The sequence below is a fragment of the Streptomyces sp. NPDC018964 genome, assembly GCF_044390325.1.
GTDB lineage: Bacteria > Actinomycetota > Actinomycetes > Streptomycetales > Streptomycetaceae > Streptomyces.
Map to the genome: position 1 here is coordinate 422,345 of NZ_JBIRYZ010000003.1, position 23,452 is coordinate 445,796.

The 23,452-nt window shown below is 70.0% G+C and carries 15 protein-coding genes; 10 read left to right on the top strand and 5 right to left on the bottom strand.

Translation table 11 applies throughout. The features are described 5' to 3' along the window. Positions 1 to 3: 3 nt before the first annotated feature. A complete protein-coding gene (locus tag ACH5AO_RS07255) occupies positions 4 to 189 on the bottom strand; it encodes a DUF397 domain-containing protein (RefSeq protein WP_398922699.1) in 186 nt (61 codons plus the stop codon). Next, positions 186 to 1,046, bottom strand: a complete 861-nt coding sequence (locus ACH5AO_RS07260; protein ID WP_398922701.1) for a Scr1 family TA system antitoxin-like transcriptional regulator — start codon at positions 1,044 to 1,046, stop codon at positions 186 to 188. Before ACH5AO_RS07260 ends, ACH5AO_RS07255 begins: the two co-directional genes overlap by 4 nt. 375 nt (positions 1,047 to 1,421) lie before the next feature. Here ACH5AO_RS07260 and ACH5AO_RS07265 point away from each other — a divergent pair, with 375 nt between their 5' ends. The 8 genes from ACH5AO_RS07265 to ACH5AO_RS07300 all read left to right on the top strand — a co-directional run bounded on the left by ACH5AO_RS07265 (position 1,422) and on the right by ACH5AO_RS07300 (position 15,031). Then, a complete protein-coding gene (locus ACH5AO_RS07265) occupies positions 1,422 to 7,328 on the top strand; it encodes a hypothetical protein (RefSeq protein ID WP_398922703.1) in 5,907 nt (1,968 codons plus the stop codon). Between the two features lie 86 nt (positions 7,329 to 7,414). Beyond that, on the top strand, positions 7,415 to 8,854 hold the full coding sequence (locus ACH5AO_RS07270) for a hypothetical protein (RefSeq protein ID WP_398922705.1): 1,440 nt from the start codon (positions 7,415 to 7,417) through the stop codon (positions 8,852 to 8,854). 915 nt (positions 8,855 to 9,769) lie between these two features. Next, entirely contained in the window at positions 9,770 to 10,039 is a 270-nt protein-coding gene (locus ACH5AO_RS07275) for a hypothetical protein (protein ID WP_398922707.1), read from the top strand. Between the two features lie 173 nt (positions 10,040 to 10,212). After that, positions 10,213 to 11,280, top strand: a complete 1,068-nt coding sequence (locus ACH5AO_RS07280; RefSeq protein WP_398922709.1) for a PASTA domain-containing protein — start codon at positions 10,213 to 10,215, stop codon at positions 11,278 to 11,280. Between the two features lie 76 nt (positions 11,281 to 11,356). Continuing rightward, the gene (locus ACH5AO_RS07285) at positions 11,357 to 13,606 is read left to right on the top strand and encodes a competence protein CoiA family protein (RefSeq protein WP_398922712.1); all 2,250 of its coding nucleotides are present in this window, start codon (positions 11,357 to 11,359) and stop codon (positions 13,604 to 13,606) included. Positions 13,607 to 13,795: 189 nt separating this feature from the next. Next, the gene (locus ACH5AO_RS07290) at positions 13,796 to 14,230 is read left to right on the top strand and encodes an ATP-binding protein (RefSeq protein ID WP_398922715.1); all 435 of its coding nucleotides are present in this window, start codon (positions 13,796 to 13,798) and stop codon (positions 14,228 to 14,230) included. A gap of 89 nt (positions 14,231 to 14,319) precedes the next feature. Then, complete coding sequence (locus ACH5AO_RS07295; protein ID WP_398922717.1) at positions 14,320 to 14,637, top strand: hypothetical protein; 318 nt, start codon at positions 14,320 to 14,322, stop codon at positions 14,635 to 14,637. 109 nt (positions 14,638 to 14,746) lie between these two features. Continuing rightward, a complete protein-coding gene (locus ACH5AO_RS07300) occupies positions 14,747 to 15,031 on the top strand; it encodes a hypothetical protein (protein ID WP_398922719.1) in 285 nt (94 codons plus the stop codon). Between the two features lie 117 nt (positions 15,032 to 15,148). On the opposite strand, the gene ACH5AO_RS07305 is transcribed toward ACH5AO_RS07300, so the two are convergent. From ACH5AO_RS07305 to ACH5AO_RS07315, 3 genes are all read right to left on the bottom strand, one after another. After that, entirely contained in the window at positions 15,149 to 16,201 is a 1,053-nt protein-coding gene (locus ACH5AO_RS07305; RefSeq protein WP_398922721.1) for an ADP-ribosylglycohydrolase family protein, read from the bottom strand. Positions 16,202 to 16,477: 276 nt separating this feature from the next. Then, complete coding sequence (locus tag ACH5AO_RS07310; RefSeq protein WP_398922723.1) at positions 16,478 to 18,313, bottom strand: DUF262 domain-containing protein; 1,836 nt, start codon at positions 18,311 to 18,313, stop codon at positions 16,478 to 16,480. A 239-nt stretch (positions 18,314 to 18,552) separates the two neighbouring features. Further along, positions 18,553 to 20,772 (bottom strand): serine/threonine protein kinase, encoded by a 2,220-nt coding sequence (locus ACH5AO_RS07315; RefSeq protein WP_398922725.1) that lies wholly within the window; start codon positions 20,770 to 20,772, stop codon positions 18,553 to 18,555. A 684-nt stretch (positions 20,773 to 21,456) separates the two neighbouring features. Here ACH5AO_RS07315 and ACH5AO_RS07320 point away from each other — a divergent pair. Both ACH5AO_RS07320 and ACH5AO_RS07325 read left to right on the top strand, forming a co-directional pair. Beyond that, positions 21,457 to 22,938 (top strand): hypothetical protein, encoded by a 1,482-nt coding sequence (locus tag ACH5AO_RS07320; RefSeq protein WP_398922727.1) that lies wholly within the window; start codon positions 21,457 to 21,459, stop codon positions 22,936 to 22,938. Beyond that, positions 22,935 to 23,429, top strand: coding sequence for a hypothetical protein (locus ACH5AO_RS07325; protein ID WP_398922729.1), 495 nt, complete (start codon positions 22,935 to 22,937; stop codon positions 23,427 to 23,429). The genes ACH5AO_RS07320 and ACH5AO_RS07325 overlap by 4 nt, the downstream gene beginning before the upstream one ends. Positions 23,430 to 23,452: the final 23 nt, after the last annotated feature.

Here is a 23,452-nt window from a genome sequence, read left to right on the forward strand (position 1 = left end):
GTGTCAGTTGTCCTCGAGGAAAGCGACGAACTGCGACCAGCCGTTCCGGCTCACGGTGAATGGCTGACGCATCACGTCCTTGGAGTCCCGTACGTGGATGGTCTGTTCGGTGACGGCGACCTCGACGCAGTTGTCACCAGCCGTGCCGCTGTAACTGGACTTGAACCAGGTCAGTTGCGTGCCGCTCATAGTTCTCCTCTGATCCGCTCCAGCAGGCCCACGGAGTCGTGAGGGGTGAGGGCCTGTGCGCGGAGTGTCGCATATCTCCGGTGGAGGACGGCAGCCTGCTTCGGATCAGCGATCAATCGGCCGCTCTCCTGCCCTTCGGAGTACGCCAAGGATCTCCCCTCCGGGGTCTCCAGCAATGCCAGGGGGCCGTCCAGACCCTCATGGGACACAGTGCGGGTGGGCATGACCTGCACGGATACGTTACGGAGCCTGGCGAGATCCAAAATGTGGTCCAACTGGTCGCGCAGTACATGCTCACCTCCCAGAGGGCGCTGCACGATGCACTCCTCCATCACGAAGCTGAAGCTGGTGTTGGGCAGTTCCCGGATGAGGCCCTGCCGTTCCATCCGAGCTGCCACCTGCGCCTCCATCTGTTCGCCGGAGAGGGGTGGAATACGGGTTTCGAAGACCGCCCGCGCATACCCCTCCGACTGCAACAGCCCCGGCACCAACCGGCACTCATAGGTGCCGAGGCTCACCGCGGTGCGCTCCAGCCGCGCCCACCGCCGAAACCAGGCCGCCAGCCCCGCGTCCCCCCGCGTCAGAAACCGAGCCGAGTGCCGCAGCGCCCCCGTGTTCCCCAGCGCCTCCTCCGCCCGCTCCACGAAGGACGCGTCCGGCATCCGCCGCCCCAACTCCACCGACTCCACCGTGTGTTTGGAGTACCGGACCAGCTCCCCGAACTGCACCCTGCTCAGCCCCGCGTGCTCCCGCAGCGCCTGCACGACCGCCCCGAACGTCCGCAGGCTGTCCGACGGATCCGGTTCCCGCTCGCACTCCCCGCCCGGCACCGCCGGCTCCACATGGTCGGTCGTCATCCGAGGCCCACCTCCAGGTTCGCGCACACCGGGTCCCTCTCCCTGAGAACGCCCAGAGTGGCCGTAAGGCATTCGTACAGTCCACCGAACGTGTCCGTACGCTGACTCAGCGTACGGACACTCCTGGAACCGACCCGCGGTAACGATCAGGTGTTCCAGTGAACCGGGGGCTGTCACGTGGCTGCCGGGGCATGGGAGGATCCGACTCGGAAGTGCCTTGCAGATCCAGCACGCTGAGCTGCCCCATGACCTCCCGTCACCGCAGGTCGCAGGGCGCAGGGCTCTTCCCCGGTCGCGTGGGGAGCGCGGTCGGACGTCACCCGGCGGATCCGGGCTGAAAGGTGCGCGCAAGGCGCATGGCAAGGGGGCTCCACGGTGTTCTCGGTCTCGTCGTTCCGGCAGTGGTTGCAGGAGATGCCCGACCTGGTCCTCTCGTTGTTCCGGCACGTCGAGAAGGAACACGGCCCGGATGCCTTGCAGTACCGGGGCGGCCCGGCGGCCGCGAAGCTGCACAAGACGGCCGGTGTCCGCATGTGGGTCACCCGAGCACCGGAGCGACTCCTGCTCAACGTCTGCAGGTGCGGAATGGTGATCGCCGAATCGCGGCTGTGTGAGCTGGGGTACGAGGACCAGATCCAGGACCCCGACCTCGAACAGCTCACGCGCATGTTGAAGGACCTGCCGCCGGACCTGGCCCAGCTCATGCTCCACGGTCTCTCGCTCTTCCCCGACACACCTGCCCACCGGTTCGCCCACAGTCACGCGGAGGGGCTCCTGGAGGCCGCGCTGAGCGATGCCGCTCCCCTCACGGAAGCCGACTACGAACGGCTGTCCTGTGCGGAGCGGGTTCAGGAGGACATCGATGAGGCGGGCCTGCCGGAACCCGACGGCAACACGGCCGTTCCTCGAGAAGAGCACGGGGACGAGGTCGTGGTGGTACTGGACGCCGACGGGATCGAGCTGGAGATCGTGCGGCTGAACGAAGCCGGAGCGGCGCTGGCCGGGAGGCTGGACGCCTTCGCCGCGACTGTCCGCGACGGCCGGCTGACCGACGGCCGGGACCTCTTGCGCGACGCGGTGTCGTGGGTCCGGGAACGCCGGGCTCTGGATCGGGCCTTCGCGGCCGCTGGCGCGGAAGGGGGCTGGGGCGACGACCAGGGCTGGTCCGCAGCTCAGGCGCTCGTCGAGCGGCTGCGGGAGGAGCAGCTCCGTCAGCAAGAGGCCGACCAGAGGATCAGGGAGACCGAGCAGGCGCTGGACGAGGTCCGGACCATGTTCGACATGGTCACGAACGATCTGGTGCGAGAGAACCTCCGTGGCCAGATCACCCAGTTCGAGCAGCGTCTCCGGGATCTCCGCGGAGACACATCGGCCACCGGGGCCGTACGGTCCGCCCGCGTGAAAGCCAGTGACCCCAGCGAGGGGACGGAGACGGGGACCCGGAGCGAGCCGGAGCCCGACCCGGAACCACGATCGGTCGGCGTCTTTGTCGAAGGGGCCCCTGAAACGCCCCGGGCCAAGGCCGCTCGCGAGGACGGCGCCGAGTCGCCGTCCGTCACGGCGAAGGAGACCGGACTTGACCGCCAAGAGGCGTCCGGTCCCGTCCCGCGAACGGAGCCGGAAGAGACACCGGGTGGGCGCCAGGAACGGGAAGTGGCCCGCTCCGAGGAATCCGTGTCCGGCGGCGGCACCGTCACGACGGCTGGGACCGGCGAATCCGCACCGGCCCGGGAGGCGTCGCGGCCCGAGGCCGCGCAGCCTGCCGAGCCGTCCACCGGCGCTCCGGCGGAGAAGGCGCCGCCAGCAGCTCGCACCCCGGCCGCCGTGCCGGTTCCGCGACGCTCCGCCGATACCCGGGGGACGGCGACGGACGAGCCTTCCGCCCCCACCGTCCCCGTCGCGTCGGACGTCTGGGCGGGCGCTCCCGCCCCGGTGGAGGTCCTCGTCACCGAGGGTCGGCTGGCCGAGTCCTACTGGCTGTCCCGCGCTGCCGGCGCTCCCGCCCACCGCACCCTCGCGCTCGCGTTCGCGGACGCCGCCTTCCACACGTCCCCGGCCGAAGCCTCCGACCTCCAGGCGCGGGCCGAGGAACTCCTCGAGGCGTTGGACGAGGGGCACCCTTGGGACGACGACCGTGACGCTTACCTGGTCCTGCTGACCGCGGCCATCCGCAGCGGCCTGTCGGCGCGCTGGGCGAGCGGCGTCCTCACCGCCTTCACGTCGATGCCGGGTGTCCCCGAGCCGTGGGCACCGGTGGTGGAGCAGTTGGTGCACGCGGTACGGCAGTCCACGGAGATACAGCCGGGCGACCTGGGCAAGCCGACGGCGGCCCCGGTCACCGACCGGCGCGAGGAGATCGGCGACCGGGCACGGCAGCTCGCGCTGGACCTGCCGCTGCGCACCATCAAGCTCCAGCGCGGCACGATCGTCCTGCAGACCCTCGCCGCGCCCGACGGCCGGCTCGGACAGACCCTGAAGCTGATCCAGGGCTGGGCCGAGGGGCGGATCGAGGCGGAGGAACTCACCAAGGAGATGGGGGAGCACTACAAGCGCTCCGACGCCGCCGACCGGATCATCGACACCACCGACCGGGCCAAACGAACGCCCAAGCAGTCCAAGAACGACATCCACTCCGCAGCCCGTGAACAGCTCCGCACCCACATCAAGACCGTGCGGGACCTGCTGACGACGGCGCTGCGCATCGCCTCGTCCCCCCGTCCGTCCGGCGGTCGTGACATCGGCCGGGACCTGATGCGAGCGATCGCTGACGCACGTCAGGCCGAACCGATGCCCGGTGTGGGCGGCGCCCTCCTCGCGCTTCTGTTGCGCTGGCTCGACGGCTCCTACGCCCCCGAGCCGCGCGACACGGGGTTCCGGCCGCCCGCCGAAGGCCTGCTGCACCTGCCCGAGCTGCACTGGCACATCCACGAGGACCAGGACGAACCCAACCTCGAGCACCCGGACGCGCTCGGGGCGCTGCTGGGTCTGCTCGGCCCGGCCGCCCCCGCCGCCGCACTGCAATGCCACCGGGACACGGGCGACCTCCACCTCGCCGACCGCCTGCTCGAGCGGCTCGAGCACGGACAGGTCGTCGGCGCCACCGTGTCGACCGCGGAGCTCGCCGAGTGGCGGCAGCGTATCGCCGACGCGGCCGTCACCTGGGGTCGTAAATGCGCTGACGAACACCGAAGCGTCCAGCTGCTCCTCGCCCAGATCCGGGTGCAGAACCTGCTGAAGCCCGAGGAGGAGCACGACTTCACCGCCCGGCTCCTCGACCTGGAGGGCGACGGCCACGGCGACCGCTTCGGGGAGCGCTTCCGGGCCGTCGCCGCCATCGGTCACGACCTGCGTGACCTGGAGCAGCAGCAGACCGAGAAGCTCTACCACCAGCTCGACGCGGCTCACCTGCCCGAGGCCGAGTACGGGCGCATCCACCGGCTGCTGGAACGCGGCAAGACGGTGGCCGCCGAAGAGCTCCTGTCGTTCGCCCGCCGCGGTCAGGCCCTGCCCGCCCCCGCCGAGCCGGCCGGGGAGGAGCTGGTCCGCTTCCTGGAGGGCGTCGCCCATCCGGAGGCTCCCCAGTCCACCCGTCGCGGCGTCGGGGCCCGCTGGTGGGCCCAGCACTACGCGGAGGACGAACCGCTGGTGCAGAACGCGCTCTCCGGGCTCGGCGCCTGGGAGGAACTGATCGGCGAGCGGGACCAGCGGAAGATCCGCGGTCTGGTCAAGAGCGTCCTGCGCCTGCTCGGTCTGACCGTGATCGAGGCCAACGTCGAGGAGGCCCGGTACGGCGTCACCCGGCTCAGCGTGCGCGCCGACATCACCGAGAGCACCCCCGGTTATGTCGCAGCCCTCGGTTCCCAGGCACGCCGCATGTACAAGGTCGTCGTCATCGCCGACGAACTGCGCGGCGAGGGCCCGCTGCGTCACCTCCCCGAATCGGCCATCGGCGCCAATCTGATCCTCTACCTGCAGCCCCTCGGCACGGAAGGACGCCGCCAGCTCGCTCTCGCCTCCCGCAGCCGCGGCCAGCAAGCCCTGGTCGTCGACCCGGCCGTCGTCGGCTGGGTCGCCGCCCGCGCCCCGCGCTCGTTCCGGGTGACGCAGCGCGTCACCCTGCCCTGGACCGGCTACACGCCCTACACCCCGCACGTCGCGGGGCTCGTTCCACCGGAGGTTTTCAAGGGCCGCGCCGAGGAGATGCAGGAGATCCTCAGCCCGGACGGGTCCATCTTCCTCTTCGGCGGTCGCCAACTCGGCAAGTCGTCCCTTCTGCGGCAAGCCGTCGAGGTGTTCCAGAAAGCCGACCCGAAGCGTCACATCGCCGTCTACATGGACCTCCTCAAGGCCGACATCGGACACGCCGAACCCCCTGAGGGCATCTGGCGGGTCCTGCTGGCCGAGCTGAAGCGCCGCGACGTCATCGGAGCGAACGTCTCCGACCGTGCCGCCGACGTCGACGTGATCGCCGACGCGGTCCAGCAGTGGACCGAGGCCGAACCCGGCCGCCGTGTCCTCCTGCTCGCGGACGAGGCCGACGCCTTCCTCACCGCCGACTCCCAAGCCGTCTACACCGGTGGCGGCCAGTCGACCTTCCGTACCGTCAAGCGACTCCAGCGTCTGATGGAGACCACCAGCCGGTCGTTCAAGGTCGTCTTCGCCGGTCTGCACCAGGTCCAGCGTTTCAACCACCTCACCAACGTGGTCACCGCACACGGCGGGCCGGGCATCCTCGTCGGTCCGCTCAAGCCGCAGGCCGCCGTCGGGCTCGTCGAGGAACCCCTGGCCGCCGTCGGTCTCACTTTCGAGACTCCCGACCTGGTCTGGCACATCCTCGGCGTCACCAATTACCAGGCCAACCTGGTGCAGATCTTCTGCGACCACCTCGTCGCCTACATGCAGCAGCGCGCCATGCCCGCCGACGGCCGTCACGCCCCTATCACCTGGGACGACGTCCAAGCGGTCGCGAACCTGGAGCGGGTCCGCGAGCTCATCGCGGAACGCCTGCGCTACACCATCAACCTGGAGGACCGCTACCGCGTGCTCACCCTCCTGGTCGCCCTGCACAGCCTCGAGCACGGCTACACGCACGCGTCCCGGCCCAGCGAGTTGCTGGAGGCCGCCCACGAGATCTGGGAAGAGGGCTTCCCTCTCAACAGCGAACGTCAGCTGACCATCTTCCTGGACGAGATGGTCGGCCTGGGCCTGCTCATCCGGGTTCCCGGCGAGGAACGCGCCTACGCGATGCGCAGCCCCAACGTCGTCAACATGCTGGGCACCCGGAACGAGCTCCAGAGCGAACTGAACGACACCGAGTTCGACCTGCCCTACGACTACAACCCGCGTGCCGCCCGTCGGTCCATCGGCACCTCCGGCGGCGTCCAGCGGATGAGCCCGCTCACCGAGGGCCAGTTCGGCGACATGTTCGGTCATCCCACCCGCACCACACTCGTGCCCTGCACCCGGGCACTCGGCGACGACCACGTCGAACGCGGACTGCGCTTGTACGGCGGCGGGTACGGCCTCGACGTCATCAGCGTCGGCCCCGGCGACAGCCTCACCGACGCGATCACCGCCAACTCACGCCGTAAGGGCTCCCGGATCCTCTTCGTGGACCTGCGCGGTCGGAACGCCGACCAGGTCAGGGAGGCCGCCGAGCGACTCGTCAAGCACACCGGTGGTACGGCACACGACACCGACGCGACTCCTGGTGCGCCCCGCCGGTACGCCGTGGTCCTCTGCTCGCCGGACGCCACGGTGGAAGCGGAGAAGACAAAAGCCGGCCTCGTCCTGCCACAGCGGTGGACCGTCGACAGTGTGCGCGCCTGGCCGGAGTCGCCGTTCGGTTCCCCGCAGGAACGACGTAGCCTCATCGAATCCACCGGGGGATGGCCCGGTCTGGTCGAGACCGCCATGCACAACGTCCGCTCCGGCATGCGGCAGAAGGAGGTCCTCCAGAGCCTGCGCGAGCTTTGGGGAACCCCCGATGCCGCGACAGCCCACCTGAAGGCGGCCGGTTTCACACCAGCCGACGTCTCCCGCCTCACGACTTGGGCCCAGTTCTACAGCGACGAGGAGTACGCGAACGGCAAGGCGGCCATGACTCCGGGCGACATCGCCGCCGCGTTCTTCGACAAGAGCGACGACGACCCCATCGAGGCCGCCGAGCACCTTCTGAAGCGCCTCGACGGCCTGGCGGTCCTCGACCCCAACAAACCTGAAGGCGTCCGTCTCGACCCGGTCACCTTCCGGGCGCTGAAGACGATCGGGCCCGCGCAGTGAACGCCGTCGGCTCCGGTGCCGCAGACCCCGCGGCACCGGGGTCCTCCGCGTCCGGGCCGGTCACCGTCGGAACCGGCCGGCCCGTCATGGACGAGGATCTCGCCCGGCTCCCGGGCCCCCGTCGACACCTCGACGTGCTCGAGGCGGACCTGCGGGCCGGCCGCAGTTGCATCTGGTACTTTCCCGACCCCGTCGTGGAGTCCGGCCGCGCCGACTTCTTCGTGCGCGAGCTCCTCCACCGCCTCGATGCGGTGGTCCCCGTCCCCGGCGTCGTCTCCCTCGCCGACCGCTGTGCCGGCCCGGCGTCCTTGCCCACGCAGCGCGCACCGATCATCGAGTCGCACGGACTCTGGGCGGACACGGACCACGGGCAGGACACAGACCTGTCCGACGACCCCTACAGCAGCCTCCTGAGCCAGCTCGCCGCGCCCAGCGACACCATCCGAACCAGTGTCGCTCCGGCCGCCCCGGTGCTGACCGCGACGCTGGAAGAACGCCTCGCCAAGGAACTCGGCGTCACGGGTGACCCCGTAGAGGCCCTCGCCGAACAAGCCTCCGTCGGCCAATCGCCCCACCTGGTCGTCATACGCTGCTGGGATGAGAGCTCCCCCGATGAAGCCGCCCGGCTGCTCCGCATCGCCCAAGCCACCTTCCACGAAGCTGGTCTGCCTGACCATGCGCGGCCGCGCTTCCTCCTCACCGCCCGTGCCGACGACCTGCCCCGGGCCATTCTCGGCAGCCAGGGCCGCGCCGCCGTCCACTGGTGGTGGAGAGTCTGGACCCGTCTCGACACCGAGGTCCTCATGGCCTGGCATTCCCGCTCAGGGGCCACTGACGCCGCCAGTACGCTCCTCCGCCGCGTCACCGACGCCATCGTCGCCGAAGTCTGCGGCCCCGACATCGACCGTGCCCTCGCCCTCCGCCAGGCCTGGGACGGCGGCGACCTCGGCACACTCCACCGCGCGCTTGGTCAGCTCCTTCCCGGACACGCAGCCGACTCCACTGAGCCCATGCTGCCCAGACGCCTGTCCACCGCCCACGCCTCAACCCCCGACGCCGAGATCCACGGTGCCTGGGCTCGCGGTGTCGTCGACAGTTGGGAGGGACGCATCCACCCCACCCACGGGCACTCCCTCTTGGACGCCAACTCCCAGGAACTGCGCGTCCTCGTCTGCCACGCCCAGAACCGCGTCCTCCTTCCCCTCATCGAGGAAGCCCGCACCGCCCTGATCCACCTCGTACCCGGGATGCTGCGCAGGCAGCGCTTCACCCTCCGGGAATTCTGCGAGAAGGCCCGCTCCCAACACTGGAAGAACGTCGAAGACACCGCCGTGCCCGATCTCGAAGAACTCGAGCTCGGCGGCCTTTCTCACGCCGCCTATATGCTCGCCCTGACCACCTCGCAACGTCACCGCCTGCGTGCCTTGCACACGGCCCGCAACAGCCTCTCTCACCGGACCCCACTGGGCCACGACGAGCTCGTCACCCTGACGCAGGTACTGACCACAGACTGGACCACAGGCTGACTGGCGTCGGCTGACCCACTTCACATGATGCGCCCACTCACCGGCGAGTCCGCCTTCCGGTCGCCTGGTGGACGGGCGAGGTTCGCACGGCCCCGAGGCCAAGCCGAGGGCGCTCCACCAGACCCGGGACACATCAGCCCACAGGCTGTCCGACGGGTCCGGCTCCCGCTCACACTCCCCGCCTGGCACCACCGGTTCCGCCGGGTCCACGGCCTCCACGTGGTCGGACGTCATGTGAGGCCACCTCAGATACGTACGCACGCGCCAGGTCCCCCATGATCGAGGACGCGAAGGCACCCGCAGTGATCCACGGGAATTTGCACAGTGCACAGAACGCGTCCATACGCTAACGCAGCGTGCGAGGTCATCCTTGCGAGCAACGAAGCGCGTTGACATCGCTAACACATGTCACCCATACTCTTCATGCGCACATTGCCGTCCCGGCGTGGACGCGCAACACCCAGGCCGGGGCTGACCCTGCTCTCGTGAACGCGCCGGCTCCGCCCCAGAGCTGAGCCCATACACACGCGCCGCTCACGGAGTGGGCACGCACCGTCCGGACGAGGAGTCACCACCGCATGCCCGACAGCACGTCCGAAAGACCGGAAGCAGCACCCGCTCCCCCGACGCCCGCCGGGCCGCCCACCGCTCCCCCGACGCCGGTCCCGCCCACTCCCGGCGCACGACGGCCGGACAACCGAACCCGCGTCATCGCCGCCGCGGTCGCCGTACTCCTCATAGGCGGCGACGTCGCGTACTGGGCGCTGTCCGGTGACGGGGACCCCATGGACCATGTCGAGGTCTCGGGCGGCAAGCTCGTCGTCGACGACAGCGACTCGTACGACGACAGCGGCGACGAGTACTGCGACGACACGGACCTCTACTCGTTCAACGACTGCGCCACGGACGACGACAGTGAGCCGGAGTCGACCTACGAGTTCGTGTACAAGATCACGAACGAGGGCGACGAACTCGCCAACTACTCCGGTCCTCGTCAACGCCTTCGACGAGGACGGCGACTACGTCGGCCAGACCTACATCGGCGCGGAACACCTGGCCGCCGGCGAGACCGACGCCGACAAGAGCGAGTTCACCTCGTACGGCACGCTCAATGACCAGCACGAGCTCTCCGACATCGCGTCCGTGAAGGTCGCCTACGTCGAACGCATGGCACTGGCCAACTGACAGCCGCTGTCACTCCGGACGCGCTCGCACCGCGGCCTCCGGGGTTCACGTCAGTCAACCACTCGCGTAACGACATCACGACCAGGGCTGTTGGACGTGTTGCCCCCGACACGAGTCCGGGGTCGACCCGGTCCACACCGAACGCCGAACACCGGAGAAGCAAGAGAGCGCCCGTGAACCCGTACAACACCACTCCGCCCCGCCCCTGGTGGAGGACCACCCCCGCCCTGCTCGGTCTCCTGGCCCTCGTGGCCGTGCTCAGCGCGGTGAGCCTCGGGCTCGGCTTCCTCGTGATGATCGCCGCCATGGTCGCCGTGTGGGTCCTGCCCGCATGGCGCTGGTACGCCAGACTCGGTGCCACGTTCGGTGCCTTCTTCCTGATGCTGATCAGCGCGGGCATGAGCGGGCAGCTCGACGACAGCGAGCCCGACAAGTCTGAAGTCAGTGCACAGGACACGGACGACAAGGGCATCAAGGCCACTCCGTCCGCCACCACCGCGAAGGCCCCCGAGCTCACCGACTACACGGGCAAGGCCCTCGACGAGGCGGAGAAGGGCGCGCGTGCGGCCGGCTTCACACCCGAGCGTCATGACGCGTCCCCGGAGGACCGCACGATCGTCGTGCGGTCGGCGTGGACGGTGTGTTTCCAGCAGGCCGACACCGCCGCGAAGTCCGTCGCCTTCGCCGCCGTGAAGGACGGCGAGCCCTGCCCCGCGAAGGACGGCTGGCCGCTCCCGTGGCCGACGATGCCGGATGTCGTCGGCGACACCTACAACACGGCGGTCGAGGCACTGGACCGGGCCGGCATCGACCTCGACAGCATCACGCTCGACGACGTCTACCTCGACATCGACGCCCCCACGGCCGAGGAGGCCGCCGAGGAAGGCGACGAGTGGCGGGTGTGCTTCCAGCGCCCCGACGCGAACGGCGAAGTCACCTCCACCACCACGGTCCACCTCGACCTGGGTCAGTGGACCGACCTCGATCTCGTCCAGGAATGCCCGTCGAAGAAGGACTCGACCTACAAGATCCCTGCCAACGACCCCGACCACGACGACGGCAGCGACAACGACACCACCGGCGGCGACTCCTCGTCGTCCGGCGGCGGCAGCAGCAACGTCGGCACCGTGCATCCCGGTTCCTACTGCTCCCCGGCCGGCGCCACCGGCGTGACCAAGGCCGGGACCCCCATGGTCTGCGGCCCCGGCTCCGACGGCCGCAACCGCTGGCGCTCTTCCTGACCCTTTCACCTCACCCGCTGGGCATCTCACAGAGAATGAACCCCGCACAGTCCGCTGACCGCTGCCCGGAGACCCGATGCCTTCATACGAGGACGACACGCGCAAGGTCCAGACAGCGGTCACCGGGCGGCCGGGATCGGACCAGCCGGTGTTCCTGCCGTTCGACCACGACGACTTCGACGGGTTCATGCTGGGCCGGAGCCGTGATGACTTCTACTGCGGCATCCTGCTAGGCGGCTGCGGCAAGAAGCTGACGGCAAAGCGGTACCTCCACAAGAAGTGCCACTTCGCTCACCGGCCACCCGTTCACTGCCGCCGTACCCGGACCGGCGAGGACAGCGCCGACCACCTCTACATCGGTCAGGCACTCCGGCACTGGCTGCACCGGCAGGGGCACCAGAAGGTCAACGTGTCGTACCCGGACCTCGGCCCGGGACCGGGCGGAGCCGTGGAGGTCCGCTTCGGTTCCGGTACACGGCTCGTCCGGGTGCAGATGGACCGTATGTCCCTCAACGAATGGGAGGCGATACGCACCCAGCTCGCCGACGGGAACGTGCGCGTGCACTGGGTCTACGGGCCGAACAGCGGGCTTGCACACAACGCGGTGCAGGCCGAGGGACGCGCCCTCCGCTTCACCTGCCGTACCGAAGGCGGGAGGCGCAAGGTCTACGTCGGTACCCAGCACCCTGACCACACGGTCGAACTGACCACGCTGGACGAGTGCCACCTGACGGACGACGGGATCATCACACCCCACGTGACACGTGAACCGCCCACGGACACCACAGCGGATGCGGGCACGGACACGGCGGCCCGGCTCGCCTTCCCCATCGTCCCCGGTCGGCTCGCCTTCACCGCGGCGAGTCCCGCCGAGGAGCAGAACATCACAGGACGTCGTCTCTACCACGCGGACGTCCAGCCGTCGGGGTCGGCGATGAACCGTATGCGGATCGCGCTGCCCCTCCACGCCGTTCCCCCTTCCCCGTACCGGCTCAACGTCATCGAGAGCACCGCGCAGCTCATCCCCCTGACCGCCTCCGACACCGCCGAACCGAGCTGGCTCATCGAAGCCGTCGGCTTCACACCGCTCCCCGCTGGGAGCGATCCTCGCTGGCCGGACCTGCGGCCCACTCCGGAACCTCCCGCGCCTTCCGCCTCCGTGACGGGCATCCACGTGCGGGCCGCGCTGGTCGAACGCTTCCGCGAGGAACTGGGAGCAGTCGCGCTGTCCCACGGCCTCATCGACTGGGAGACGCTCGTCGGCACAACGGACGTCGCGCCGAGTGACATCACCCCGGCGGACCGCGTCCGTCTGCTCATCGAGATGGACCACCCTCGCGCCGACGGCAAGCCGGTCCTCTCCTCCCTGGTCGTACTCACCGGTGATGCATCCGGGCCGCCCCCCTTCTTCACCGAGGTGCTGGCCGGTCTGGGCTGGAAAGCCGGTCTCTCCGCGGCCAGGGTCGCCGACATCTGGGTCCGCGAGCAGCGGACCGCGTACACGACCGCTCGGCCCAGCACGCTGCCCGTCGCGACGGCATCGTCGACGACCGCAGGACGACCGAGCGATGAGGAGTTGGTCGCCTGCCTCAAGAAGCAACTTGAAGGGGTCGCCCGCCAACGAGGGCTGATCAGGTGGGTGACACTGCTCAGGAAGGCCGACGTTCCGGCATCGGCTGTATCGGCCGATGATCGAGTACGGCTCCTCGCCGCCGTGGACAGACCCTACGGTCCCGGCCGTCCCGTCCTGTCCTGCCTGGTCAAGCAGAAAGGCGCGCCCGGCCCGCCCCGTGAATTCGACCGCGTCCTGACCTCGATCGGCTGGAGACCCACTGCCGCGGTGCCCACGACGGAGGCTGCATGGCGGGTCGAGCGCGATCGGACATACGCCCACTTCAGATCGCGTCCGATAGGGGCAGCGCCCAAGCCGGCAGCCGCTTCGAGTGACGACGGTGTCTGGCTCAGACTGGGCACCACCCGCGGCTCTGCGGCCCATGCCCTGCGACACGCGCTCATCGCAGCGGCACGCCGTCAGGTCTGCGTCAGCTGGGAAACCCTTGCGCGAGAGGCTCATCTCCCGGCGGGGCGCGTGCCCGAGGGGGAGCGCACCGCGGTGCTGGTCGCTGTGGACCGTCCCTCGGGACCACACGGTGTGATGCTGTCGTCGCTCCTGATCTCCGCCAATCGCACCCCCGTCCCCTACTTCGCCGACATCCTGCGCGGCCTCGGCCGCCCGCACGACTTGCGGCCCATCGAGCTCGGCCGGCTGCGGAAGGTGGAACAGGCACGCGCTTTCGCCGCCCACCAGGAGGGAGCCGAGAGCTGATCCTCTCTCGAGCCTGTTGCGCACCGGGCGTTGATGCGTGCCAGGGTCCGCGCCGGCCACTTCACCTCCGATCCGGAGCCAGCGGGGCCATCCGCCCCACGCGTCTTCCACAGTGCACGTCCGTACGGTGACGCTGCGTACGGGGCGCTTCTCTGGAACGCGCCCCCGCGCGCCCGGCACGGTGGCTCCATGAGCACAACCACCCCCCAGCTCCCCGCCGCCGCGCGGACGTTCACGCAGCAGTTCTCTTCCACCCGGCGCGGTGCCCGCCTCGCCCGTCTGCTCACCTACGAGCAACTGCGGACCTGGCAGGTGTCACCCGGCGTCACCGACCGCGTGGAGCAGATCGTCGCGGAGCTGGCCGCCAACGCGGCGCTGCACGGCCGCGTCCAGGGCCGCGACTTCCGTCTCACCCTCACCCACGACCCGGCCGCCGGCGTCCTGCGCATCGCGGTCACCGACGCCCGCGGGGACCGGTTCCCCTCCCCTGTGGCGGACGTCGCCATGCCGCCGGACGACGAGTCGGGCCGGGGCCTGCTCATCGTCACCGCCCTGGCCGACCGCTGGGGTACGAAGCCGTATCCGCCGGGCGGCAAGACCGTCTGGGCCGAATGCGCGTGCTGAACGCCGTCATGTTCACTCACCCGCTCGATGGGGTGGGGCCGCCGTCGCTCGGGTCTCCCATCAGCGCCGAGAACGGCATGGTCGATGGTATGGCAACCAAGAAGTGCACCGTCACGCTTCCCGAGGAGCTCGCCGAGGCCATCCGGGCGGAGGTGGGCCCCGGCGGGTTCAGCCGCTACGTCACGCAGGCCATAGAGCGTCGGCGGGAGCAGGACCGGCTCGGCGAAGCCGTCGCCTGGTGGGAAGAGGAGTACGGCGGGGCCACCGAGGCCGAGCTGGCGGAGGCGGAGGCGGAGCGCCGGGAGATCGAGCGCAGGCATGCCGAGCCGGCCCGCGCGCAGCGGGTGTCCGCCGGTGAGCCGGTCGAGGGCACACAGGAAGGGCAGCAGCGGGAGGCGGCAACGTGACGGGGGACCCGGTATACCTTCTGGACTGTGTAGGCCTGTCCCGCTGGGTGCGGGGCGAGCGCCGGACGGGTGTCCGGATCAAGGCGCCCACCGGCTCGGCATCCGCGTCATGACCACTTCGATGGCGTTGATCGAGGCGTACGACCTACGGACCTGTCTCCCGGCCTGGCACTGGGCCCTCTCCCGGATCCACGTCGAGCCGGTGAGCGAGGACATCGCCGAGGACGCGATCGGTCTGCTCAAGGAAGCCGGCCTCCACGGCCACACGTACGCCACCGACGCGGCCCTGGCCGCCGTCGCCCTGCGACAGCCGGGGCCGGTCACCGTCTTCACCTCCGACGAGAACGACCTGCGCAAGCTGTGCGGGGACCGTGTGGTCGTCATGGGTCTGTGACCGTCCTGTCCGCCGCCCCACCTCCTCGGGCACGGAAGCGGCGGACAGGGCACGGGTCGGCCCAGCGGGCTTCTCCTCCTCGGTCCGGCAGACCGCGTCGTCCACGACCAGCGGAAGTCACCAACCGGGATAACGGCTCCACCAGTGCGGGTCCCAGCCTTCGACGTACTCGCTGCCGCTGGGCGAGTCGAGGATCTGGGTCAACAGGTCGCGCGCCAAGGTGTCGAGCACCCATGCCAATTCGTGACGGCTCACCAGGTCCGCGGGCAGTGCCTCGATCCCGTGTACGGCACCGAGCAGCGCGCCCGCCACACAGGCGACGGAGTCGCCGTCCGGTGCGCCCGCGGCGAACTTCAACGCGGTCCCGAAATCGGCTCGGCCGGGGAAGGACGCCGCGGCGTAGAGACCGCCGTGCAACGCCGAAGGGGCGGTGGCGTCCGGTGCCAGCCGGGCGAGCAGGCCCGCGTCCGCAGGCTGCTCGACGGCGTGCCGGAACACCGTCATGAGGTGGTCGCACTCGTCGCCGGTGTCGCTGCGGTCCGGAGGCGGGAGCGCGGCAACGCCCGTTCGCAGGGCCTCCCGTACCGAATGGTCGGTGGCGGCGGGGCCGTGGGCCTCCCCGGGGGAGTCGGTCAGGCAGTGGTGGAGCAGCGAGGTCGCCCGGACGGTGGCGGACCGCGCTGCTGCGTCACCGTGCGTGAGAGCGGCGGTCTCGCCGGCCAGTGCGGCTCCTCCCTTCCCGATCGCCGAGATCGGGAGGGCCCGTGTCAGTGCGTGACAGCCTCGGCTTCGAGTGGCCGTCCCTTCGGGGTGTTCGTCGATCCGGGACAGGGCGGCCACGGTCGCCGGTGCGCTGCCCCGTCGCTCGGCCAGCACGGGCACACCCGCGAGCCAGCCGTTCGGCCACTCCGTTCCGGCCTTGGAAGCCCAGCGGCGCCGCATCCTCTCCACTTCGATGCCCTGCAGTGCCGCCCATCGGCAGTAGGCGTGCAGGACCACCGACGGCGGGTGGCAGATCCCTTTGTGCTCCATGCGCACCATCGCGCGGATGATGCCCTCGGCGGTGAAACAGGCGAGTTGTGTGCCGACGCCGGCCCGCAACGGACCGCTGGTCGGCGGCTCGCCCCGGGCCGTTCCCACCGTTTCCCCGAGCGCAAGGCCGAGCATCATTCCCCTCAGCCGGGATTCGAGTCTCCGGAACTTCCTTCGTCGGTCCTTCTCGTCGGCCAAGGCAGCCTGCTTTCTTCTCAGGACAGGGGGTGGGCGTCGAGGCGACGCCCCGGCCGGAGGACCGGTTCCCGCGGCGGAGGGTGAGTGCGCCGCCGATCGGCTGTCGGCTGTGTTCGCCGGTCAGCGTGGTGTGGCCCCCTCGGCCGGGCGCGGTGCGGTCCGGCAGTTGATGCCGTCGTGCGCCGGGGCGTCCCGTGAGCCCCGGTGCACGACGGCCTACAGGCCTTCGTTTCCCGGGTCGGGGCCGTCGTCCGGCGCGGTCTGCGAAGCGTCCGGCGTGCCGGCTACCTGCTCCGGGCCGACGGCGACCCCCAGGAGGTTCACGAGGCGGTGGCGCATGCGTGCCCGGCGCGCCTCGTAGAACTCGAGAAACCCCGTCACGTCCTCGGGAAGGCCGGTGGCGTCGTACTCCCTCAACCAGCTCTCCCGCTCCGCGGTCGACCGGAAGTGTTCGCGGATCCAGGCGGCCGGCAGATGTGCCTGCTTCGCAATGTTCTCGGGCCCTCTGAGCAGTTGCAGGTTCGCCGCCCTGTCCGCGCGGTCCTCGACGAGGGGGAGCTTGTCCTCGGGAAGGCCGGCCTTGCGTAGTTTGACCCGCGACCGCAGGACGCTGCGCGGGAAGATGTGGTCCTCGTGGAAGTGATCGCGGGTGTCGACGCCCGGATACAGCATCGCGAGCATCGGAAAGAGCCGCTTTGAGCCGTACTTGAGATCCAGGAGGTCCTCGATCTCGGTGGGTTCAAAGCGGAGCGACTTGCCCTGCCTCGCCATCTCGCGTTCGACGGCCTCGGTCGGCCAGCCTTGTCCGCCCTCCTTCTCGAGAGTCGCGCGCAGGCCGGTGAGCAGCCGGTCCAGGCCACTGCCCCACACGCCGGACTTCATGAGCGAGCGCTGGAGCCACCGGCGGATCGTCGCACGGTCGTCCCGGAAAGCGTCCGAGGTCCGGTAGCCATCCTCCAGACCTCGGCGGTGGAGGTAGTAGGCCAGGGGGATGACCACGCTGTTGGCCGTGAGGGTGACGCGGGAGAACCCGAAGTCCGCGAGCAACGCCACAGCAAGGCGCAAGGACCTCTCGATGTCGGCCCAGTGCTTCTCCAGGTCGGCCATGGTGGCGCGGTCGAAGTTGTCCACCTTGAACCGGATGTCGCCCTTGCCCAACAGGACGAGTCCTGTCTTGAGGATCAGGTCCTTGCTGAAGGCGAAACCCTGTCCGACGCCGTTGAGTTCGTCGACGAGCCGGTGAATGCTCTCGCGCGCGTCGCGTTCCACCCACTGGGCGGTTGCTACGGAGAGGAGGAGGTCGGAGTAGGAGAGGACGGTGCCTCCGGAGTTGACCCGGATGAAGATGTTGAGGACCTTGTCCAGCTCCTGTGCTTCCTCGAGAAAGAAGTTCACCGTCGGGATCACGTGGACGACCTCGTGGAGACGGGTCAGCACGTCGCCGGCGGTGTCGTTGTCCGCGACACCGTGGTGCCGGAGTGCGCGGATGAGGTCTCCGGCCGTGCGCACGTCCCGGATGTCCTGGACGCGGTACCAGTGGGCGCCACCACTGCCCTTGTCAGCCTCGGCCTCCTCCGGGGCGAGGAACCGGAAGTCGTACTCCACCCCCAGGTCGTCGTCCTGCCCGCGGTGCAGGAGGTCCAGGTACAGCTGCTTCTTCGGATAGGCGAGCGGATTGTTCGCCCACATACGCGGGAGTTTGGCGGTGAACGAGCCGCAGAGGCCGATGTTCAGGGCCGTCAGTCGCTGCTGACCGTCCAGAATCGCGGTGACGGCCCGGTTACCGAGCGGACCGGTCGGCGCGCAGTGCGCGTTGTCGCGCTCGTGGTAGTCACGCATGAAGTCGTAGAAGGTGAAGCGGCCCGCGTTGTCCTCGTCGACCTGCCACATGAGGAACGATCCGATGGGGTATCCGCGCATCAGACTGTCGAACAGCAGGGTGATCTTGTCACGCGACCAGACGAACTCGCGCTGGATCGCCGGCAGCACGTAGTCGCGGCGATGGATCTTCTCCAGCGCGCTGGTGATCGTGATGGGCGTCTGGAATGACACGCGTCCCCCCAACGGACTCAGTTTTCCGACCACACGGTATAGCGTCCGAGGCCACGAACCGGTGGTTACCGCGGCCACCGGGCCCACAGAAACGCCCCACTCCACAGGGGGCGCTCTCACCAGTCGTCGTTCTGGCAGCCCTTCCCCCCCAACCACCAGCACTGTGTGGGCATCGACCATGCCCGGAGGCCATGAGCCAGGAATCCGCCGATGAACGGGGCGAAGGCAGCCGAGAACCCTCAGTAGGCCGGCAGGCGCGGGTTGGCGACGGCTCCGGGGATGTCGCACCACGGGCGCAGTTCCTTGTACGCCTCGGCCTGGTCGTAGTAGAGGTTGGCTCCGTATCCGCTGTGCGCCTCGGTGAGGGCGACGCACGCGGCCTCGCTCTCGGTGTCCACCGTCCCCGGGTCCAGTTGCTCGGCCCCGTTCACCGCGGCCTCCCGGCAGTTGGCGAGACTGCCGTGGTCGTCCGCCGTCTCACCGTTCCTCGCGGCCTGGTCCAGGGCCACCACGGCGTCCGCGCAGTCACGCGGCATCTTCGTCGTCTCGAAGCCGATCCCCTTGATCAGTTCGTCCACCGCCTCGTCGGTGGACTTGTCGTGCTTGCCGTAGGTGTAGAGGAGGTACTTGCTGTACGGCAGCCACCACACGCGGTGGCTGTTCCTGCGGGATCCGTCGTAGTCGGGGAGCACGTCGGTGCCGATGGTCCAGTGCATGGCCTTCTTGCCGCCGATGTCGGCCAGTGACCGCTCCTTCACCGAGATCACCGACTCCCCGGTGGGGCTGAAGTCGTCCTCGCTCCCGATGGACCACATGGGGCCGGAGTCGAGCTGGCCCTCACGGATCTGGTCGAGGGTCAGAGCCGGGGAGTAGAGGACGCGTACGCCGGTGCTGGGATCGTCCTGCAGGGAGAAGTCGGCCCTGGTCGCGACGGTCGGTTCCGAGGACCAGCCGTATCCGGGGTCCGTGTCCTCACCGCTCGGCTGGAGCCCCAGCTCCGAATCGGCGGGAACGGTGACGCGCAGGCCGCCGAAGACGTCCACCGGCACCGGTTCCTGCTCCTCTTCGGCGGTGGTCTCCGTCGCACTCGGCGACGTGTCCGCGGCGGGCGTCGCGGTGGTCGCGTCCGGGCTCGGCGTCGTCCGCTCCGGCTCGGCCGTCATGTCGGTGACGGTGTTCCGGCCGGCTGCTCCCGTCTCGGTGTCGCCGGCGGTCATGCCGACCGCCATGCCCCCGACGGCGAGACTCACGACCGCGGCGGCCAGCACGTAGGGGAGCCGCCGTCGCGTACGGCGATCGACGGGTGAGGGTCCGACAGGAAGCGCCCCGAGGGTCGGGGGCGGTGCGGGAACCGGCGGGTGGAGGGGAGCCGGCGGGACCGGTGGCAGGGCCCGCGCGGTCACCGGTGGCGTCGGCTCCCCGGACGGCTCCGAACGGGGCGAAGGCGAAGGTTCCGGAGACACCGGCGGAGCAGCGGGAGCGTCACCCGCGGGTTCTTCGCCGGCAGGTGCCTCCTCGGCCGGATGCCCGGCGGGCAGGGGGACGTTCCATCGCGCGCGGTCCAGGGGCATCGTGACACCGGTGCCGGTGCCGGCGTCGACGCCGGCCCGCCCCGGGGCGTGGTCGAGGGACCGCGTGTAGGCGAGGGTCGGGAAGACCGCGGTGCCCGTCGGACCGTACACGGCGGCCGTCCGCTCTGCGACCTCCGCCGCGCTCGGGCGCCGTCCGGGCTCCTTGTGCAAGGCTTCGCGCACGAGGGACAGCAGGGCGTCGGGCACGCCCCTGAGCGAGGGCGCGGCGCTGACGATGCGGTGCGTGATCCCTGTCGGGGCCCCAAAAGGGTGGGAGGCGGCTGCGGCGTAGGCGACGAGCAGGCCCCAGGCGAAGATGTCGCAGGCCGGGAGGGTGGTGCCGTCGGTGAGCTGCTCCGGCGCCATCCAGCCGGGAGTGCCGGTCGTCACCGAGGTCGCGGTGATCGCGGTGGCGTCCAGGTGGTGGGCGATGCCGAAGTCCACGACGCGCGGTCCGTCGGCGGCGAGGAGCACGTTCGTCGGCTTCAGGTCGCGGTGGGCGACCCCGGCGTCGTGGATGCAGGCCAGGGCGTGGGCGACGGCCGCCGCGAAGGTCAGCAGGTTGTCCGGGCTCATGGCTCCGGTGTCCCGGACGTGCTGGTGCAGGGTGTTGCCGTGGACGTAGGCGGTCGCCAGCCAGGGCAGGGGGGCGTCGGGGTCGGCGTCGACCAGCGGGACGAGGTAAGGGCCCGTGACCTTGCGGAGCGTGGTGGTCTCGCGCCGGAAGCGGGCCCGGTGTGCGGGGTCGGCTGCGAAGTCCTGGTGCAGGACCTTGACGGCGAGGGGGGTTCCGCCGTCGGGGTCGGTCGCGTAGTAGACCGTGCCCATGCCGCCGGTTCCGAGGTGCCGGGTCGGCCGGTAGGGGCCGATGCGGGCTGGCAGGTTCACCGGCACGGTGCACCTGCCGACGCTGCGGACGCCTGTCCGACGGACGGCGTCTGTTCACGCGGACCGCACTGACGAGTCATGTATCCCCCTGGTGTTCAACACCCTCATGGCCACCGGGCGACCCGGCGCGGGCGGCCTGTGATCCGTCCGTACGGGCAGGTCACAGCGGCCCAACGAAGTCCCCCTGATCGGCAGAAACTTCAATGCCGAACTACCGAGGGTCGGCAAGGAGTCGGTCACCCGTTGCCGTGTGCGTCGTCCCGCCGGATGTCCGGTATCTCCGTTCACGCTCGGTGAGACGCACCCGCGATAGTACACACATCTAGAAGGAAGTAACGCACATGCACGTTGACATCGCCAACGTGCATGCTTCATTCTCTGATCGGCAACAGTGCGCGGATCCGGCAGCGTCGGCCCCACCCACCAACGCCACTCGACGCATACCCCTTTACCTCACTGACCTGCAGAATTTCATCACGCCACGCCGTAGACACCGCATGATCATCGCCTATCATTGCCCGATCGGTGAAGAGGAAGTGAAGATTCCTCTTCGCTTCGTCTGCGCGGCAGGGGCGTACGTGGCATGCCATCGCTCTGTCCTCCGTCACGCTCGGATCTGTACGAAGTCCCGGCATCACCGGGCAAGGGTGGGAAATGTTCACCGGGACACACATCGACAAAGGGGTGACCGCACGTCACCTCGAGGACGCCGCGCAGGACCCCGCGCTCGCCCCGCGCGCCGAAGAACTGCGCGCGCTGGCGCGCGCGCTCGACTCCACCGACGCGGACGCCCTGAACGCCTGGGTCGACCTCGACCTGATGGCCCACTTCGCCCGGCCCGAGAGCGTCGCCGAACCGGCGGACACCGGCCGGGACGAACGGTTCGACTCCGTGCTGGACTGGGCTCTGGGAGCCCTGGTCTTCCTGCCCCTGCTCTTCACGTGGTTCGGTCTGTGGCAGGCGTCGAGTGCTTACGGGGCGCTCACCGGGGACGATCCCAAGGCCGCCGGCCGGCCGTTCCTGCAGCTGTGGCAGTCCGGGTTCGACGGGCACCTGAGCGAGGCGTACCGCTTCGGCCACGTCGCCGTGTTCGGCTGCCTGGCCCTGGTGATGCTGTTCGTCCTCACGGCCGTGCACGGCTACCGGCGCACCCGCGCCGAACGTCGCGAGGAGGAGGTGCGGGAGCGTGCCCGTGCGGCTCTGGCCCGCCTGGTCCCCGTCCTCACGCGTGCGCAGCTCTCGCTCAACGAGCACCGGTTCGCCTCGCCGCAGCGTTTCGCGGCGGAGCTCAACTCGGCGGCCAGCCGGCTGAAGCGGATGCACTCCAAGGCCATCACCACACAGGAGGCGCTCACCCGGGCCGCCGAGCTGGTGGGCGAGGCCGCGGACAAGGCGGAACAGCGCCTCGCCCAGGCGGAGGCTTACGTACGGCCCATCGAGCAGGTGGTGCTGCGGATCGAGGAGACCGTCCGGGACAGCGGCACGGCCATCCAGGCCGCCGTCCAGGGCCTGGACGACCCGCTGACGCAGGCGGGCCGCCACCTGGCCGACGCCGTCACCGGGCAGACCGGCGTCCTGGACAAGGCACTGGACAACCTGAGGACGGCCGGCGACGACATGCGCGACGTCCTCTCCCGCGCGGCGGACCGACTGGAGACGGCGGTCGGCGACAACGGCGACCGCGTGCGCGGCGCGCTGTCGGACGCGGCCCGCCAGGTCGACGACTCCCTGACCGTACTGGCTGCCTCCCAGCGCGGATTCACCACCGGCATCGAGGTCGTGGCGGACGTCAACGGCCGCCTGCTCGACGACCTCGGCACGGTGGCCGACCGGACCGGCGAGGCCGCGGAGGCGTCGCGGGAGGCCCTGCTCGGCATCGAGGCGCGCAGCCGCGCCGTCCAGGAGGCGTCGGACCGCTTCGTCGCGGTCACCGACGTCCTGGAACGGGCGCTCCGTGAGACGGAGGCGGCACGGACCGAGGCGGAGACCGCGCGGGGCGAGGCAGAGGCTGCCCGGGGCCGGGCGGAGACGGCGCGGATCGAGGCGGAGGCCGCACGGGGCGAAGCAGAGGCCGCACGTCTGGGTGCCGAGGCGGCCCAGCGACGCGCGGAGAGCGAGCTGCGGCAGGCCGAGAAGCTGCGGGCCGGGATCGGACCGGACCAGTGAGTCCGCTGAAGAGGCGCTTCCGGTTCACCCCGCTCCACCTGGCCGGGTGGCTCTTCGCCGACATGCTGCTCGTGCTCGCCCTGGTGTCCATGGGAGACCGCGGTGACCCGCTCGCCGCGCAGGCCGACGCCAAGCCCTCGAAGCCGGCCACGGTCAAGCCGTCGCCCACACCGAGTCCCACACCGACGGGACCGCGGTCCGTGGCGCGCAAACCGGTGAAGGTCCGGCTGACCGCGGCGGTCGGCGACGCCACGCGGATGGTGAAGCAGCTCCGTGCCGCCACCACTCGCTACGAAGGGCGCGAAGCCGCCTTCGTCCTGACCTTCGGCCAGGCATCGGAACCCGGTGACGGACAGGCCTACGCGCGGGAGGTGAACAAGGCCCTGCGGAAGGCGCGGCCGGACATGTTCGCCGACGCGACGACGCGGGACTTCTGGAACGGCGGCCCCTCGGGCTCGGCCGACCTGGAGATCTACTTCTACACCCGGTGACGGCCACGCCGTCTCACGAGCTC

Excerpts from the sequence above, each read along its gene's own strand:
- ACH5AO_RS07255 (WP_398922699.1), bottom strand. The coding sequence starts at position 189 with ATGAGCGGCACGCAACTGACCTGGTTCAAGTCCAGTTACAGCGGCACG.
- ACH5AO_RS07260 (WP_398922701.1), bottom strand. The coding sequence starts at position 1,046 with ATGACGACCGACCATGTGGAGCCGGCGGTGCCGGGCGGGGAGTGCGAG.
- ACH5AO_RS07270 (WP_398922705.1), top strand. The coding sequence starts at position 7,415 with ATGGACGAGGATCTCGCCCGGCTCCCGGGCCCCCGTCGACACCTCGAC.
- ACH5AO_RS07285 (WP_398922712.1), top strand. The coding sequence starts at position 11,357 with ATGCCTTCATACGAGGACGACACGCGCAAGGTCCAGACAGCGGTCACC.
- ACH5AO_RS07290 (WP_398922715.1), top strand. The coding sequence starts at position 13,796 with ATGAGCACAACCACCCCCCAGCTCCCCGCCGCCGCGCGGACGTTCACG.
- ACH5AO_RS07295 (WP_398922717.1), top strand. The coding sequence starts at position 14,320 with ATGGCAACCAAGAAGTGCACCGTCACGCTTCCCGAGGAGCTCGCCGAG.
- ACH5AO_RS07300 (WP_398922719.1), top strand. The coding sequence starts at position 14,747 with ATGACCACTTCGATGGCGTTGATCGAGGCGTACGACCTACGGACCTGT.
- ACH5AO_RS07305 (WP_398922721.1), bottom strand. The coding sequence starts at position 16,201 with ATGATGCTCGGCCTTGCGCTCGGGGAAACGGTGGGAACGGCCCGGGGC.